At 68.8% G+C, this 15,190-nt stretch carries 15 protein-coding genes; 6 read left to right on the forward strand and 9 right to left on the reverse strand.

What is annotated here, in order from left to right; all coding sequences use genetic code 11:
* Window positions 1-112 precede the first annotated feature (112 nt).
* Entirely contained in the window at window positions 113-745 is a 633-nt protein-coding gene (locus H4N58_RS20200) for a putative glycolipid-binding domain-containing protein (RefSeq protein WP_208322855.1), read from the forward strand.
* Here the strand turns inward: H4N58_RS20200 and H4N58_RS20205 are convergent.
* Window positions 738-2,195, reverse strand: coding sequence for a CCA tRNA nucleotidyltransferase (locus H4N58_RS20205; protein ID WP_167000714.1), 1,458 nt, complete (start codon window positions 2,193-2,195; stop codon window positions 738-740). The two genes, H4N58_RS20200 and H4N58_RS20205, sit on opposite strands and share 8 nt — an antisense overlap.
* A 75-nt stretch (window positions 2,196-2,270) precedes the next feature.
* On the opposite strand from H4N58_RS20205, the gene H4N58_RS20210 reads away from it, so the two are divergent.
* The 5 genes from H4N58_RS20210 (at window position 2,271) to trxA (ending at window position 9,491) form a co-directional block, all read left to right on the forward strand.
* Window positions 2,271-4,556, forward strand: a complete 2,286-nt coding sequence (locus H4N58_RS20210; RefSeq protein ID WP_167000716.1) for a DUF6049 family protein — start codon at window positions 2,271-2,273, stop codon at window positions 4,554-4,556.
* Window positions 4,553-6,352: a murein biosynthesis integral membrane protein MurJ gene (gene murJ / locus H4N58_RS20215; protein WP_167000718.1), complete on the forward strand. Its 1,800-nt coding sequence runs from the start codon at window positions 4,553-4,555 to the stop codon at window positions 6,350-6,352. The genes H4N58_RS20210 and murJ overlap by 4 nt, the downstream gene beginning before the upstream one ends.
* A gap of 46 nt (window positions 6,353-6,398) precedes the next feature.
* Window positions 6,399-7,979, forward strand: a complete 1,581-nt coding sequence (locus H4N58_RS20220) for a hypothetical protein (RefSeq protein ID WP_167000720.1) — start codon at window positions 6,399-6,401, stop codon at window positions 7,977-7,979.
* 138 nt (window positions 7,980-8,117) lie between these two features.
* Window positions 8,118-9,071, forward strand: a complete 954-nt coding sequence (gene trxB, locus H4N58_RS20225; RefSeq protein ID WP_182397125.1) for a thioredoxin-disulfide reductase — start codon at window positions 8,118-8,120, stop codon at window positions 9,069-9,071.
* A 93-nt stretch (window positions 9,072-9,164) separates the two neighbouring features.
* Window positions 9,165-9,491 carry a thioredoxin gene (gene trxA, locus H4N58_RS20230; RefSeq protein ID WP_279587717.1) on the forward strand — a complete coding sequence of 109 codons (327 nt, stop codon included), beginning with the start codon at window positions 9,165-9,167 and terminating at the stop codon, window positions 9,489-9,491.
* Between the two features lie 146 nt (window positions 9,492-9,637).
* Here trxA and H4N58_RS20235 read toward each other — a convergent pair whose 3' ends face one another.
* The 8 genes from H4N58_RS20235 to rpmH form a co-directional block, all read right to left on the reverse strand.
* Window positions 9,638-10,708, reverse strand: a complete 1,071-nt coding sequence (locus H4N58_RS20235; RefSeq protein ID WP_167249620.1) for a ParB/RepB/Spo0J family partition protein — start codon at window positions 10,706-10,708, stop codon at window positions 9,638-9,640.
* Entirely contained in the window at window positions 10,705-11,673 is a 969-nt protein-coding gene (locus H4N58_RS20240) for a ParA family protein (protein ID WP_370465454.1), read from the reverse strand. The genes H4N58_RS20235 and H4N58_RS20240 overlap by 4 nt, the downstream gene beginning before the upstream one ends.
* Window positions 11,674-11,822: 149 nt before the next feature.
* Window positions 11,823-12,455, reverse strand: coding sequence for a 16S rRNA (guanine(527)-N(7))-methyltransferase RsmG (gene rsmG, locus H4N58_RS20245; protein ID WP_167249618.1), 633 nt, complete (start codon window positions 12,453-12,455; stop codon window positions 11,823-11,825).
* A 9-nt stretch (window positions 12,456-12,464) separates the two neighbouring features.
* Window positions 12,465-12,893 (reverse strand): R3H domain-containing nucleic acid-binding protein, encoded by a 429-nt coding sequence (locus H4N58_RS20250; RefSeq protein ID WP_243845068.1) that lies wholly within the window; start codon window positions 12,891-12,893, stop codon window positions 12,465-12,467.
* 136 nt (window positions 12,894-13,029) lie between these two features.
* Complete coding sequence (yidC, locus tag H4N58_RS20255) at window positions 13,030-14,058, reverse strand: membrane protein insertase YidC (protein WP_167000728.1); 1,029 nt, start codon at window positions 14,056-14,058, stop codon at window positions 13,030-13,032.
* The gene (gene yidD / locus H4N58_RS20260) at window positions 14,058-14,315 is read right to left on the reverse strand and encodes a membrane protein insertion efficiency factor YidD (protein WP_167000730.1); all 258 of its coding nucleotides are present in this window, start codon (window positions 14,313-14,315) and stop codon (window positions 14,058-14,060) included. The genes yidC and yidD overlap by 1 nt, the downstream gene beginning before the upstream one ends.
* A 1-nt stretch (window position 14,316) precedes the next feature.
* The gene (gene rnpA / locus H4N58_RS20265; RefSeq protein WP_167249616.1) at window positions 14,317-14,673 is read right to left on the reverse strand and encodes a ribonuclease P protein component; all 357 of its coding nucleotides are present in this window, start codon (window positions 14,671-14,673) and stop codon (window positions 14,317-14,319) included.
* A 17-nt stretch (window positions 14,674-14,690) separates the two neighbouring features.
* Complete coding sequence (gene rpmH / locus H4N58_RS20270) at window positions 14,691-14,828, reverse strand: 50S ribosomal protein L34 (RefSeq protein WP_182397207.1); 138 nt, start codon at window positions 14,826-14,828, stop codon at window positions 14,691-14,693.
* Window positions 14,829-15,190: the final 362 nt, after the last annotated feature.

Consider the following 15,190-nt stretch of genomic DNA (forward strand, 5'->3'; position numbering starts at 1 on the left):
GCAGGCTCGGCACGGCTCGGAGCAGCATGCCGTCCGGCCACCGTGGTCCTCTCGCGCGTCCCCCGCGGACGCCAGACTAGCGACGCGCGGCCCGCGATGCCATGGTCATGACGTGGACGGACGAACGCTGCGCAACGTGACCTGGACCGGTGCCGAGGACGACCCCGAGCGGGTGGAGGCGGCGACCCTTGCGCTCGACGACCGGACCCTGATCGCCCGAGGCACCTCGCGCGCGTCGTCGTACGTCGCCGCGTGGTCGCTCGTCACCGGCGACGACTGGGTGACGCGCCGACTCGACGTCAGCGTCCACGGAACCGGCTGGTCGCGCCGCCTCGCCCTCGTCCGTGACGGCGACGCGTGGACCGGCCTCGCGGAGCAGCACGGCGACGGCGGTCCCGCCGAGGCGCCCGGACTCGCCGACCCGGAGTCTGTGGCCGGAGCGCTCGACTGCGACGTCGCGCTGTGCCCGGTCACGAACACGATGCCGATCCTGCGCCACAGCCTCGTGACCGCACCGCCCGGACCCGAGATCGCGCACGTGATGGCGTGGGTCGACCTGCCGTCGCTCGCGGTGATCCGCAGCGAGCAGCGCTACGGGACGGTCGCCCCGTACGACGAGGAGGCCGGCCACGCGGTCGTACGGTACGCGAGCGCGAGCCGTGACTTCGTCGGCGACCTCACCGTGGACCGCGACGGCGTCGTCGTCGACTACCCGCAGCTGGCGTACCGGGCGACGCTCAGCTGACGCCGCCCTCGCGGGCGGCCCACCACGCGAGGAGCGCCTCGCGTGCCGCGTCCTCGCCGAGGGGGCCGCGGTCCAGACGGAGGTCCATGAGGAACCGGTACGCCTCGCCGACCACCTTGCCCGGTCCGACGCCGAGGATCCCCATGATCTGGTTGCCATCGAGGTCGGGGCGGATCTTGTCGAGCTCCTCGGCCTCCGCGAGCACGGCGATGCGCTGCTCCAGGTCGTCGTAGGTGCGCTGGAGCCGCTCGGCCTTGCGGCGGTTGCGCGTGGTCGAGTCGGCGCGGGTGAGCACGTGGAGCCGCTCGAGCTGGTCTCCGGCGTCGCGGACATACCGCCGCACCGCGGAGTCCGTCCACTCACCGGTGCCGTACCCGTGGAATCGCAGGTGCAGCTCGACGAGCGTGGTGACCTCGTCGACGACCTCGTTGGAGTAGCGCAGCTCGCGCAGCCGTTTGCGGGCGAGCTTGGCCCCGACGACGTCGTGGTGATGGAAGGTGACCGAGCCGTCGTCGGCGAAGCGGCGTGTCTTGGGCTTGCCGATGTCGTGCAGCAGCGCCGCGAGCCGGGCCACCAGGTCCGGCCCGCCGCCGGGGAGCCGCTCCTCGAGCGCGATCGCCTGCTCGAGGACCGTCAACGAGTGGTCGTACACGTCCTTGTGGCGGTGGTGCTCGTCGCGCTCGAGACGCAGCGCGGGGAGCTCGGGGAGCACGTACTCGGCGATGCCCGTGTCGACGAGCAGCGTGAGGCCGTCGCGCGGGTGGTCGGCGAGCAGCGTCTTGTTGAGCTCGTCGCGCACGCGCTCGGCCGACACGATGGTGATCCGCTCGGCCATCGCCGTCATCGCCGCCACGACCTCCTCGACCGGGGTGAAGCCGAGCTGCGCGACGAAGCGCGCGGCCCGCATCATGCGCAGCGGATCGTCGTCGAACGACTGGGTCGGCGACACCGGCGTCCGGAGGAGCCGCGCGTCGAGGTCGGCGAGGCCGCCGAAGGGATCGACGAACGTCCCGGACTCGAGGAGGTACGCCATCGCGTTCACCGTGAAGTCGCGTCGCGAGAGGTCGCCCTCCAGGGAGTCACCGTACGAGACGTGCGGCTTGCGTGAGGAGATGTCGTACTCCTCACTGCGGTAGGTCGTGACCTCGATCTGGAGGTCGCCCTTGCGCGCGGCGATGGTGCCGTACTCACGGCCGACGTCCCACGTCGCGTCGGCCCACCCGTCGAGAATGCGCTCGGTGTCGTCAGGGCGAGCAGAGGTCGTGACGTCCCAGTCCTGGGTCGGCCGCCCGAGGACGGCGTCACGCACAGGGCCGCCGACCAGGGCCAACGTGTGACCGGCCTCACTGAAGCGGCGGGCCAGCTCGAGGACCTCGGGGGCCGCGACGAGACGGTCGGTGAGTGCTGCCCCGGGATCGTGCAGCGCGGGGGAAGGGGAGGCTGTGGCCATGACCCGCCATTCTACGGTGCGGCCTTGACAGTGGCTGGGTCCGCCGATTCGACCGGTCGCTCTAGCATTGCCCCGATGACACGCGCCGAAGCTTGCTCCTCCCGTCCCGCGCACCGCGGCGCCGTACGGGGGCTGCTGGCGACCGCGCTGATCGCCGTGCTCGCAGCGCTGCTCCCGACCGCCACGGTCGTCGCCCCCGCCCGCGCCGCCGATGCCGACCGGCTCGCCGTCACGATCGACGCGCTTTCTCCGGCCACGCTGTCGGAGGGCGACACGCTGACGATCAGCGGGCGGATCACGAATCCGTCGTCGAAGGCCTGGAGCCGGCTGCGCGTGCACCTCGTGATGCCGTCGGTGCCGCTCGACGATGCGGCCGACCTCGACGAGGCGCTCGGACACCCGTCGGCCGAGGTCACCGGCACCCGCCACACGAGCGGTGGCGCGGTCGTCGCGGCCGGTGACCTGGCTCCGGGCGACACCACCACCTTCCAGCTCCAGGTGCGGTACGCCGAGCTGCGAGTGACCTCCGAGGGCGTCTATCCGGTGGGGGTGCACGTGCTCGCCACCGGCCCGGACGGCACCCGGTCACCGGACGCCGTCGGTCGGTCCTACACGAGCATCCCGTTCGTCGGCGACGCGGCTGCGGCGGCCGCGCGGGTGTCGATGGTGTGGCCGTTCATTGCGCCCGTTCAGCGCGACGAGCGCAACCGGTACGTCGACACCGCCGGGCTGGTCCAGTCGGTCTCCCCCGGTGGCAGGCTGCGGCGCCTGCTCGACCTGGCACGCTCGGACGACTCGTCCCCGTCGACGGTGCTGCTCGACCCCGCGCTGCTCGACGCCCTGCGGGACATCGCCGCCGACTCGTACGGCCCGAACCGTCAGGGCGGGCCCGGCGGGACGGCGCTGTACGTCCCCGAAGGCGAGCCGACGCCGTCCCCCGACGCCGACGCGCCGGAGCAGGCCGATCCCGAAGCGCAGCCGGAGACCAGCGGCGCGCGGCAGCGTGTGGCGACGTTCCTCACGGACCTGGTGTCGTACGCCCAGCGCCACCCCGTATGGGCGGTTCCGTACGGCCGGCCCGACTCGTTCGCGATCACCCGGCGCAGCGCGGGCGAGTCCGGCGCGACCGTCGTCGAGGCGGCCACGACGGCGACACAGGCAACGCTTGCGCAGTTCGGGATCACGGCGCGCACGGTCTCCTGGCCGCCCAACGGCATCAGCAACGCCAGCCGGCTCGCAGGCTCCCGACAGCTCGGCACGGAGCTGGCGATTCTCTCCCCCGAGGTCCTCCCCGGCTGGACGCCTGACGACGGCACGGCGCTGCGCGCAGAGGTCGGTGGCGCGCCGATGGACGTCGTCGTCGTCGACCCGGGACTCCAGGCCGTGTCGTCGGCCACCAACCCGACGCTCGCCCTGCGGCAGCGGATCGCCTCACGCGCGGCACTCGGCGCGCTGGGCGACAGCTCGCGGCGGATCGTCGTCCTCCCGTCCGCGTCGTTCGACCCGGGCAGCGAGTGGGCGCGTGCGCAGTTCCACGACGTGTTCGACGCGGCGTGGATACGCCCCGTGGCCGCCGACGCGCTGCTCGGCTCGGGCAGCCGTCGGTGGACGGGCCGCATCGCGTTGCCCCCGCGCACCAACCAACGCCCGATCACCGAGGAGCAGGTCGCCGCGGCGGCACGCATCGTCGACAGCGGGAGCGTGGTGAGCGAGCTCCTCGGCGACGACGTCGGGCGTGACGTCTTCTACGCCCAGAGCGCGTCGTTGGCGGTCTCCCAAGACTGGCGCGGCGCTCGTACGCGTGGTGTCCAGCACGCCGAGGCGCAGGCTGCGTCGGTCGAGCGGGTCCTCGATCGGGTGAGCGTCTCGGCGTCCTCGTTCGTCACCCTCTCGGGCTCCTCAGGTCGGTTCCCGATCACGATCACCAACAGCCTGTCGTCACCGGTCACCGTCGGTGTGCGCTTCACCTCCGACGACGCGAGCGCCCGGATCGAGGACATCGCTCCGCAGCAGATCTCGGCAGGCCAGAGCGTCACGATCACCGTCTCGGCCGACGTGGGGCAGGCGACGACGACCACGTTCACGGCCGCACTGGTGACGTCCGGCGGCAGCGAGCTGAGCGAGCCGGCCCGCTTCACGGTCCGCTCGAGCGTGGTCGGTCGGGTGATCTGGTTCTTCTTCGGCCTCGCCATGCTGCTGGTCGTCATCGCTGTCGTTCGCCGAGTCGTCAAGGGGCGCAAGGTCGAGACGCTCCATGACGAGACCGAGGGCGAGCTCGAGGGTGACGCCGAGCCCGATCCGACAGTCGAGCCCGCGAGCAGCACTGAGCCGGCCCGGTCGGAGCAGGAGACAGACGCATGAGCAAGCACAGGCTCTCGCGCCGCGACCGGAGGTCGGGCAGGCCCGCACCCACGCCGGCGCAGACGGCCACCGCCGAGGATGCGCCGTTCCTGGCCGCTGAGGCCGACGCGGTCCAGGAGGTGACCCAGACCAGCGAGGCCGTCGCGGAGGCGGAACGTCGCACCTCGACGGGCCTGCTCTCGGCGAGCGTCCTCATGGCCGCCGGGACCATCGTGTCTCGCTTGTCCGGGTTCGTCCGATCGGCACTCATCTTCGCGGCGATCGGCAGCAGCCTGAACGCCGACATCTTCACCGGTGCCAACACGATCCCCAACGCCCTCTACATCCTGCTCGCCGGCGGCATCTTCAACGTCGTCCTCGTCCCGCAGCTCGTGCGGGCGATGAAGAACGACGCCGACGGCGGAGAGGCGTACGCCCAGCGCATCATCACGCTCGGCCTCCTCGTCCTCGGGATCGCCACGGTGGTCCTGGTCGTGTTCGCGCCGTTGCTGGTCCGGCTCGTCTTCGACGGCATGCTGTTCGACCCGGGCAACGAGGGCGCGCTCGCCTCGGCGTACACGCTGATGCGCTACTGCCTCCCGCAGATCTTCTTCTACGGCGCATTCGTGCTGGTCGGCCAGATTCTCAACTCGCGTGGTCGCTTCGGGCCGATGATGTGGGCGCCGATCGCCAACAACGTCATCTCGTGCGCGGTCCTCGGGACCTACCTCGTCGTGTACGGCGGGAGCAACGGCTCCGACGGGTTCACCAGTGGGCAGGAGCTGATGCTCGGTGTCGGGTCGACGGTCGGCATCGCCGTCCAGGCCCTGATCCTCCTCCCGTACCTGAAGGCAGCCGGCTTCCACTACCGGCCGCGGTTCGACTTCCGCGGTGTCGGGCTCGGCCACACTCTCAAGCTCGGCGCGTGGACGCTGGCGTTCATCCTGGTCAACCAGGTGATGTTCGTCGTCGTCACCCGCATCGGCTCGAGCGCGGGCCTGCTCGCCGCGGCCAACGGCGACCCCGACCCGGCCGGCACCACGGTGTACTCGAGCGCGTTCCTCATCACCCAGGTCCCGCACGGGGTCATCACCGTGTCCCTCGTGACCGCGACGATGCCGCTGATCTCGCGGCTCGCTGCCGAGGCGGACTTCGTCCGGATGCGCGCAGAGATCCGCAACAACATCCGTCTCGTCCTGGCGCTGATCGCCCCGATCGCGGTCGCGGTGTTCGCGCTGTCGGGTCCGCTCGGCACCGTGGTGGCATCGTGGGGTGCGATGGCCGGCAACACCGAGACGGTGTCGGCCACGATCGCGGCGTTCGCTCCGGCGATCATCTTCTTCTCGTTGCACTACATGAGCCTGCGCGGCTTCTACGCCCTCGAGGACACCCGTACGCCGTTCTTCCTGCAGATCGTGCTCGCCGCCGTCAACATTGGGCTCGCGATCACGCTGGCGTCCCAGGTCGAGCCGAACGCGATCTCGGCCGTGCTCGCGCTCTCGTACGGAGCCGCCTACCTGGTCGGCTCTCTGCTCGCGATCTCGATGCTGTCGCGACGGATCGGGCCGGTCGTCGACTGGAGCGCCGTCGGGTTCGTCGTGCGTCTGGTCACCGCCTGCGTGCTCGCAGGGGCGGTGATCCTCGGCTCCGCCGCACTGCTCGCCGGCCCGCTGGGGCTGGACGGCGACGGCAAGCTCGACGCGCTGTTCGCGCTCGTGCTGTTCGGCGGGCTCGGCGCCGTGACCTATCTGGCGGCCGCGTCCCTGCTGCGGATCCGCGAGGTGACCTCGGTCGTGAGGACCGTTCTGCGTCGCTGACCACGCGGTGGTGCAAGCACGCGCCCCGACCTGGATAGCATAAGGCGTGGACCAGACCGCGGCACTGAGTTCGGGGACCCTGCTCACGGGTCGCTACCGCCTCGACGACCTCATCAAGGAGTCGGACGGCGCGGTGACGTGGAAGGCGTACGACACCGTCCTCGACCGCAACGTCGGCATCCAGGCGGTGCGTGCCGACGACCGCCGTGCGACTGCGTTCGTGCTCGCGGCCGGTCGGTCGACCGCGGTCTCCGACCCACGTTTCCTGCAGGTGCTCGACATCGTCGAGGGCGACCACGGACACACCTATCTCGTCCGTGAGTGGGCGCGCGCCGTCTCGCTCGACCACGTGCTCGGGCCGTCGACGCTGACCAACGCGCGCTCGACGACAGTCACCCTCGAGCTCGCCGACGCGTTCGCGCACGCCCACGATGCCGGCGTCTATCACCGCCATCTGCGCCCGGCGACGGTGCTTCTCAAGGAGAATGGCGGCATCCGCATCATCGGGCTCGCCACCGACCACGCCCTGCGTTCGGCCCACCACGACGTGGACGACGCCGACGTGGGCTACGCCGAGCAGCTCGACGTCGAGGCGCTCGGCAAGATCCTGTACGCGTGTCTGACCGGGCGCTACCCCGGCGGCGACGAGCTGCTCGCACCTGCCCCGAGTGAGCACGGCCGTGTCCTGCGTCCGCGACAGGTCAGGGCAGGTGTCTCGCACGACGTCGACACGGTCTGCGACCGGATCCTCGGGCGCCCGCCGCGCCACCACCGCCCGCCGCTGCGCAGCGCCCGCGACGTGGCGCTCGAGCTGGCGATCACCGGCGAGGAGGAGCCTGTCGACCCCGAGGTCACTCCCAGCTCCTCACCCGACCTCTACCGCCACGACCCGGTCCGTACGGGGGCCGGTGAGCCTCCGCCTGCTGTGAACCCGCCGAAGCCCCGGCCTGCCGCGCTCGCACCCCCACCGCCGACACCCATCGAGCGGGGCCTGTCGAAGGTGCGGCGTTCAGCCAAGGGCGAGCGTGGTCTCATCTGGCTCGCGCTCGGCGTCGTCGTCCTTCTCGCGGCGTCGCTGACCTTCATCCTCGGCCGCGTCTCAGCTCCGACCAATCCGACTCCGCCCGCCGACGAGCCGGCGCCCGAGGCGAGCCGCGCGGTGGTCGACCTCGGGATCAAGGACGTGGAGTCCTTTGACCCGGCGCCGGACGGCGACGGAGAGGAGAGCCCCAGCACCGTCGAGCTCGCTACCGACGGCGACCCGGCGACGTCCTGGATCACCATGGAGTACTACCGCCGCAACGACCTTGGCGGACTGAAGGACGGTGTCGGGCTACTGATCGACCTCGGACGACCGCGCGACGTGACGGCGATGCAGGTGCTGTTTGGCGCCTCGCCGACGTCGTTCCGGGTGTACGCGGCCCCCGGCCGTACGCAGCCGCCGACCGAGGTCAGTCAGATGGAGCGCATCGGCGGCTATGCCGACGCGCCCAGCGGTGCCTCGGTGTCGTTCTCGCAGCCCGTCAACACGCGCTACCTGCTGCTCTGGCTCACCCGTCTCCCCGAGCGCGAGAACGACATCTTCCAGGGTGCGGTGGCGGAGGTCACGGTCCGCGGCCTGGAGTGACCGCCGGGTGGCACGGGTCGTCCGCGGCGTTGGGCCGCAACACCCGACGGCACCGCGTCGCCGGAATGCCCGCGACCTAGGATGCGTTGTGTGGAGTGCGGCCGACACCGCACGCAACAGCAGACCGATAGGCGGAGCATGTCCACTGACGTACGCAACGTGATCATCATCGGCTCGGGCCCCGCGGGCTACACCGCCGCGGTGTACACGGCTCGCGCCAACCTCTCCCCGCTCGTCTTCGAAGGCTCCGTCACCGCCGGTGGCGCCCTGATGAACACGACCGACGTCGAGAACTTCCCCGGTTTTCCCGAGGGGATCGAAGGCCCGGCCCTCATGGACAACATGCGCCAGCAGGCCGAGCGCTTCGGCGCCGAGCTGGTCGCCGACGACGTCGTCGAGGTCGACCTGACCGGCGACGTCAAGATCGTCCGTACGGCGACCGGTGAGCACCGCGCTCGCGCCGTGATCCTCGCGATGGGCTCGGGCTACCGCAAGCTCGGCATCGACGGTGAGGACCGGCTGTCCGGACGCGGCGTCAGCTGGTGCGCCACATGTGACGGCTTCTTCTTCCGCAAGCAGGAGATCATCGTCGTCGGCGGCGGTGACTCCGCCCTCGAGGAGGCGACCTTCCTCACCCGCTTTGCCGACAAGGTCACGCTGGTCCACCGCCGTGACGAGCTGCGCGCCAGCAAGATCATGCAGGAACGCGCCTTCAAGAACGACAAGATCGAGTTCGCCTGGAACTCCGCCGTCAAGGAGATCCGCGGCGAGCTGTCGCTCGAAGGTGTCGTTCTCGAGGACACCGTGACCGGCGAGGAGCGCCTCGTCCCCGCGACGGGTCTGTTCATCGCGATCGGCCACGATCCGCGCTCCGAGCTGCTCGCGGGTCAGGTCGACCTCGATGCCGAGGGCTACGTGCTCGTCCAGCCCGGCTCGACCCGGACGAATGTGCCCGGCGTCTTCGCCTCCGGCGACCTCGTCGACCACACCTACCGCCAGGCGGTCACCGCCGCAGGCACCGGCTGCTCCGCCGCCCTCGACGCCGAGCGCTACATCGCCGACCTCGAGCACGCCGAGCTCGCCACCGCGTGAGCGCCGGTCCTCGGGAATCGACTCGCTCCTGAGGGCGTTTCACCAGACAGACTCATCGAACCCGCCGTCTGACAATCCGAAGGAGAAGCAACCGTGGGCAACATCCAGGCCGTCACTGACGCCGAGTTCCCGACCACCGTGCTGGGCTCTGACAAGCCCGTGCTCGTCGACTTCTGGGCGGAGTGGTGCGGTCCGTGCCGCCAGGTCTCGCCGATCCTCGAAGAGATCGCTGCCGAGTACGGCGACAAGATCACGATCGTCAAGATGAATGTCGACGAGAACCCGCAGACCCCGGCTTCGTACCGGGTGACGTCGATCCCGACACTCAACGTCTACCAGAACGGTGAGATCGTCCAATCGATCATCGGCGCGAAGCCCAAGAGCCTCCTGCTCAAGGAGCTCGACGCGTTCGTCAGCTGATCTGACGACCTCACAGCCGCAGACGAAGGGCCCGCACCTGACGGTGCGGGCCCTTCGTCGTCGCCCTTCGCGGAGCAGTGCCGCAAGAACTCACTTTCCTAAGTCTACTTGTCGATAAATAGACGAATTACCTCATTGGTTCAGCGTTATGCCGACGCTGGATCGTTCCCTCGCTTGGCCGGGTCCATCAACGTCACGATGCGCTCGAGGTCGTCGATCGACGCGAACTCGACCGTGATCTTGCCCTTCGTCTTGCCGAGGTCGACCTTCACTCGCGTGTCGAAGCGGTCTGCGAGCCGGTCTGCGAGGTCCGTCAGCCTCGGGGCGACGATGCGCCGAGGACGCTGCCGGCGGTCGGGCTCGTCCGCGAGGTCCTCTCCCATCGCGACGATCTCCTCGAGCGAGCGGACGGAGAGCCCTTCTGCGACGACCCGCTGAGCGAGCCTTTCCTGCCGAACGCTGTCGACGACCGCCACGAGCGTCCGCGCGTGTCCGGCGCTCAGCACTCCCGCAGCGACGCGGCGTTGCACCGCCGGAGTGAGGCGAAGCAGGCGGAGGGTGTTGCTGATCTGCGGGCGTGACCGTCCGATACGGGTCGCGAGCTCCTCATGCGTGCACCCGAAATCGTCGAGGAGCTGCTGGTACGCCGCTGCCTCCTCGAGCGGATTCAGCTGTGCGCGATGAAGGTTCTCCAGAAGCGCATCGCGCAGGAGGTCCTCGTCCGAGGTATCGCGCACGATCGCCGGAATCGTGTCGAGCCCGGCTTCCTTGGTCGCGCGCCAACGACGCTCGCCCATGACGAGCTCGTAGGTGTTGTCGCCGACGGTCCGGACGACGACCGGCTGGAGCAGTCCGATCTCGCGAATCGAGTGGACGAGCTCCGCCATCGCCTCCTCGTCGAACACCTCGCGCGGCTGCCGCGGGTTCGGGGAGACGTGGTCGACCGGGATCTCCGCGAAACGTGCACCCTCAACGGGTCGGAGCCCCTCGACCACCGGCAGGGGCGAGCTGTCCAGGGCTGCGTCGCCCGGAGTGGCGTCTCCGGTCGATGAGCTTGCGGACGGAGTGTCAGCAGCCGACGACGGAGAGGTGCTCACGCCGTTGTCGGTGTGCTCGCTCAGCGGGGCCGGCTGCGTGGTTTCACGTGAAACATCTGCGGGGGCAGTGGGAATGAGGGCGCCGAGGCCACGGCCGAGTCCACGTCGTTGCTGACTCATGACTGATCCCCCAGGTCGAGCGTCGATGCAGCCTCCGCAATCTCTCGCGCCGCCTCGAGATAGGACAGCGACCCGGGCGAGCTCGGGTCGTAAGTGATGACCGTCTGCTGATAGCTCGGCGCCTCGGAGATACGGACTGACCGCGGGATTGCCGTCTTGAGCACGCGGTCGGAAAAGTAGGTGCGAACCTCGTCGGCGACACCTGCACTGAGGCGCGTCCGAGCGTCGTACATCGTCAAGAGGATCGTGCTGAGGTTCAGCGTGGGGTTGAGCTGATCCTGGACCATGTCAACGGTCTTGATCAGCTGCGACAGACCCTCGAGGGCGTAGTACTCGCACTGAATCGGGATCATGACCTCACGTGCCGCCGCAAGGGCGTTGACGGTGAGAAGGCCGAGCGACGGCGGGCAGTCGACGTACACATAGTCGTACGGGCGGTCAGCCTGCGCGTTCCGTGCAAGGAAGTCGTCCAGCGCCCGCCGCAGACGCGTTTCGCGAGCGACCATCGGGACAAGCTCGATCTCCGCCCCGGCGAGTGCGATCGACGCCGGGAGGACATCCAGGTTCTCGACGTCCGGGCACGCCTGGATCAGATCATCGATCTTCTGTCCGTCCACCAGCACCTCGTACACACCAGGGGTGTCCGCGCTGTGATCCACGTTCAGCGCCGTCGAGGCATTGCCCTGCGGATCGAGGTCGATGACCAACACCCGCAGGCCGTGTGTCGCCATCGCTGCCGCCACGTTGACCGTCGTCGTCGTCTTGCCGACGCCGCCCTTCTGGTTCGCGACGATCAGCACGCGGGTGGCCGGCGGACGCGGCATCGGCGCGGCAGCCTCGGCATCGTGCTGGCGCTGCAGCGACGCAGCTACCTCTTGGGCAAGCGGGGTGTCGGTGGCGAGCCCGCCCGAGTGAGCGAGATCGGAGGCACGCGGGACGATCGGGGGTACGTAGGGCTCGCTCACGCAGCCATCTCCTCAGGGGTCTTTGTTTCACGTGAAACAGGCGGTCGCTGCCAACCGACCGGGGTGCGCAGAACGTCGTCTGAGAGAGCATCCGTCTTGGGTGACCACCACGGGTAACCGAGCCCGTGCGCGATGTGGAGGATTGGCATCTAACCCGCCTTGTCGATGATGACGATGGTCGTGGGCGTCTCGACGACTCCCTCACCGTACGACGCGACTCGTGGGTTTGTCCCACCCGCCGCGCGGATTGTGGAGAGTGACTCCTCGATCTCTGCCTCGGCCGCCGACCCCTTGATAGCGCGCATCTGGCCGCCGGGCCGCACCAGCGGCATCGACCAACGGACGAGCTTCCCCAAGGAAGCGACGGCCCGTGATGTCACGATGTCGTACTGCTCCTTGATCTCCTCTGCGCGGCCACGACTGACCTCCACATGGCTGAGACCGAGCTCGTCGACGACCTCGGACAAGAAGGTGGTTCGTCGCAGGAGGGGTTCGATGAGCGTGATCTTGACGTCTGGACGCATGATCGCCCACACCAGACCGGGCAGACCCGCACCGCTTCCCACATCAGCGATCGAAGCGCCGGCGGGGAGATCCGTCGCGGGCAGTGCGCAGTTGACCACGTGGCGGGTCCAGATGCGCGGGACCTCGCGTGGGCCAATCAGACCGCGGACGACGCCGTCAGTCGAAAGAAGGTCTACATAGCGCCGAGCCAGATCGAGGCGACCGCCGAATACGGCGGCCGCCTCGGGTGGTGGCGATGTTTCACGTGAAACATCCATGAGTGAACGTCACCCAGGAAGGATGACGACGCGACGATTGGGCTCCTGGCCCTCCGACTCGCTCGTCAGGCCAGCAGCAGCAACGGCGTCGTGGACGACCTTCCGCTCGAACGGCGACATCGGGTCGAGTCGAAGCTCCTGACCGGAGTCTCGGACCTGAGAGATGCTCTCCTCGGCAAGTCGCGTGAGGACGTCACGACGCCGTGCGCGGAACCCGTCCACATCCAGCATCAGGCGGCTCCGCTCACCGGTCTCGCGGTAGACCGCCAGCCTCGTCAGCTCCTGAAGAGCCTCGAGGACTTCGCCGTCTCGACCGACGAGTGTCCCCAGGTCGCCGCCGACGAGGGACACCGACGCTCGGTTGCCCTCGACGTCCATATCGAGATCGCCATCGAGATCAGCGATGTCGAGGAGCTCCTCAAGGAAGTCCGCCGCGATATCACCCTCGTTCTCAAGGCGCGCGACGCGCTTGCTCCGTGAACCCTCGTCCTCAGGCGCGTCATCGACCTCGGGATCTGCATCGAGGACGGCGTCGTCCGGCTCCGTGGCCGGGGCATTCGTGTCGTGTGACGTCTCAGTCACCGCTTCCACCTCCCTCTCCGGACCCGGAGTCCGAGGAGTCATCGTTCTTCGCTGAAGAGTCGGGGCCGGAGGTCCGACCCTGACCGCGGGGAGCACTCCCCTTCTTGCGCTGCTCTCGTGTCTTCTTCTTGGGCTGCTGACGACGCGGTGCATCGGACGGCTTCTCCGTGACCTCCGGAAGTGGCTCTTCCTTCAGCTTGCCGTGCCGCTTGTCGCGCTCACGCTTCGCCTCGAACGCAGGCGTGCCAGGCGCCGGGTTGTTGCGGATGACGTAGAACTGCTGACCCATCGTCCACGCGTTCGATGTCGTCCAGTAGAGCAGGACACCCACCGGGAAGGCGATGCCGCCGATGGCGAACACGAACGGGAGCACATAGAGAAGGAGCTTCTGCTGCTGGGCGTACGGACCGGACAGCGCGTCCTTCGGCATGTTCTTCATCATCAGCTGGCGCTGGGTGAGGAAGGTGGTCGCCGTCATCAGGACGACGAGGATCGCCGTGACGATCTTGATGTGGACGTTGTCGTCGGTGAACCGGCTCGCGATCTGCACGCCGAGGAAGGTCGCGTTCTGGATCGACTCAGCCTGGCTGTCGGTGAGGACACCGTAGGCGTTGCCGCGGGCAGCGTGGTCGATCACCCGGAAGAGCGCAAAGAAGATCGGCATCTGCAAGATGAGCGGCAGACACGAAGCAAACGGGTTCGTGTTGGCCTCACGGAACAGCTTCATCTGCTCCTGGGCCATACGCTCACGGTCATGGCCGTACTTCTTCTGCAGCTCACGGATCTTGGGCTGCAGCATCTGCATGTTGCGGCTCGCCTTGATCTGCTTCACGAACAGCGGGATGAGCAGCATCCGGATCGTGATCGTCAGACCGATGATGGACAGTGCCCACGTCCAGCCAGAGTCGGGGTCCATCCCGATCTCACTGAGCAGCCAGTGCCACGCCACCATGATCGCCGAGACCACGTAGTACAGCGGCTGCATGATGGTGTCGAAGAAGTTGCCGATCGCGTCGAACATCAAACCCCTCGCGGTGGAGTCGGGGAAGATCCGCCTGCTGCGGATCGGGGGGGAACGGGGTCGTAGCCGCCGGCGGCCCACGGATGGCACCGACCGATACGTCGCACTGCCATCCAGCTGCCTCGCATCGCACCGTGCTCCTCGACCGCGCCGAGCGCGTAGGCCGAGCACGACGGGTAGTAGCGGCACACCTGCCCGTACAACGGGCTGATGGCGAACCGGTACGCCTTCAAGAGGCCGATCAGGATGGACTTCATGTCAGGAGGTCGTCCTCGGCTGGTGCAAGCGATCAAGGACGAGATCGAGATCGTGCCCAAGGTCGACACTCGAGCGACGTGCGGCAGGAGGCAGCGCACGCAGCACGACATCGGAACCTTCGGGCAACGCGCTCAGACGTGCGGACATCAAGGCACGCAGACGGCGCTTGACGGTGTTGCGTGTGACCGCGTTGCCGACCTGCTTGCCGACCACGAACGCGACCCGCGACGGATCACCCTCCGACCGGGCCCCCAAACGGCCATGGGCGAGGACGGTGCGGGATCCCGCACGGCGTCCTCGCCTGATGGTTGTCCGGATGTCGTCGCTCGTGCGCAGGCGATGGACTGCGCTCAGCACCGCACGGCCAGCACGGCTCAGGCCGACAGACGCGCGCGGCCCTTGCGACGACGATCCCCCAGGATCGCGCGGCCGGCGCGCGTACGCATCCGCAGGCGGAAGCCGTGCTTGCGCGCGCGGCGGCGGTTGTTCGGCTGGAAGGTGCGCTTCGTCACGGGAGTGCTCCCCATCGTGTCGTGTCTGCGACCGCAGGCAATCGCGGTCATCGGTACTGGACGGTCTCTGGCTCGACGGCCACCGCCCGCCGACGTACGCGCGCGATCGCGACCCGTACGTAGGCATGCGGCAGGTGTCGAGAACCCTCGACCTCTCAACGGTACGTGGTCGCTCCACAGCGGGTCAAACCGGCCTTACACCCGTGACGCCCCACACGTCCAGGACACGCGCCGGGAACCCCCGGTTGCACCATGATCGGTACCCTGTGGACAATCGGTTGCCGCTGACCATTCGTGCTGTTAGCGTCCCCGAAATACCACGATATCCACAGGGCACGCCATCGGCGTGGAATGCCGCGACA

The organism is Mumia sp. ZJ1417, assembly GCF_014127285.1.
Classification (GTDB): domain Bacteria; phylum Actinomycetota; class Actinomycetes; order Propionibacteriales; family Nocardioidaceae; genus Mumia.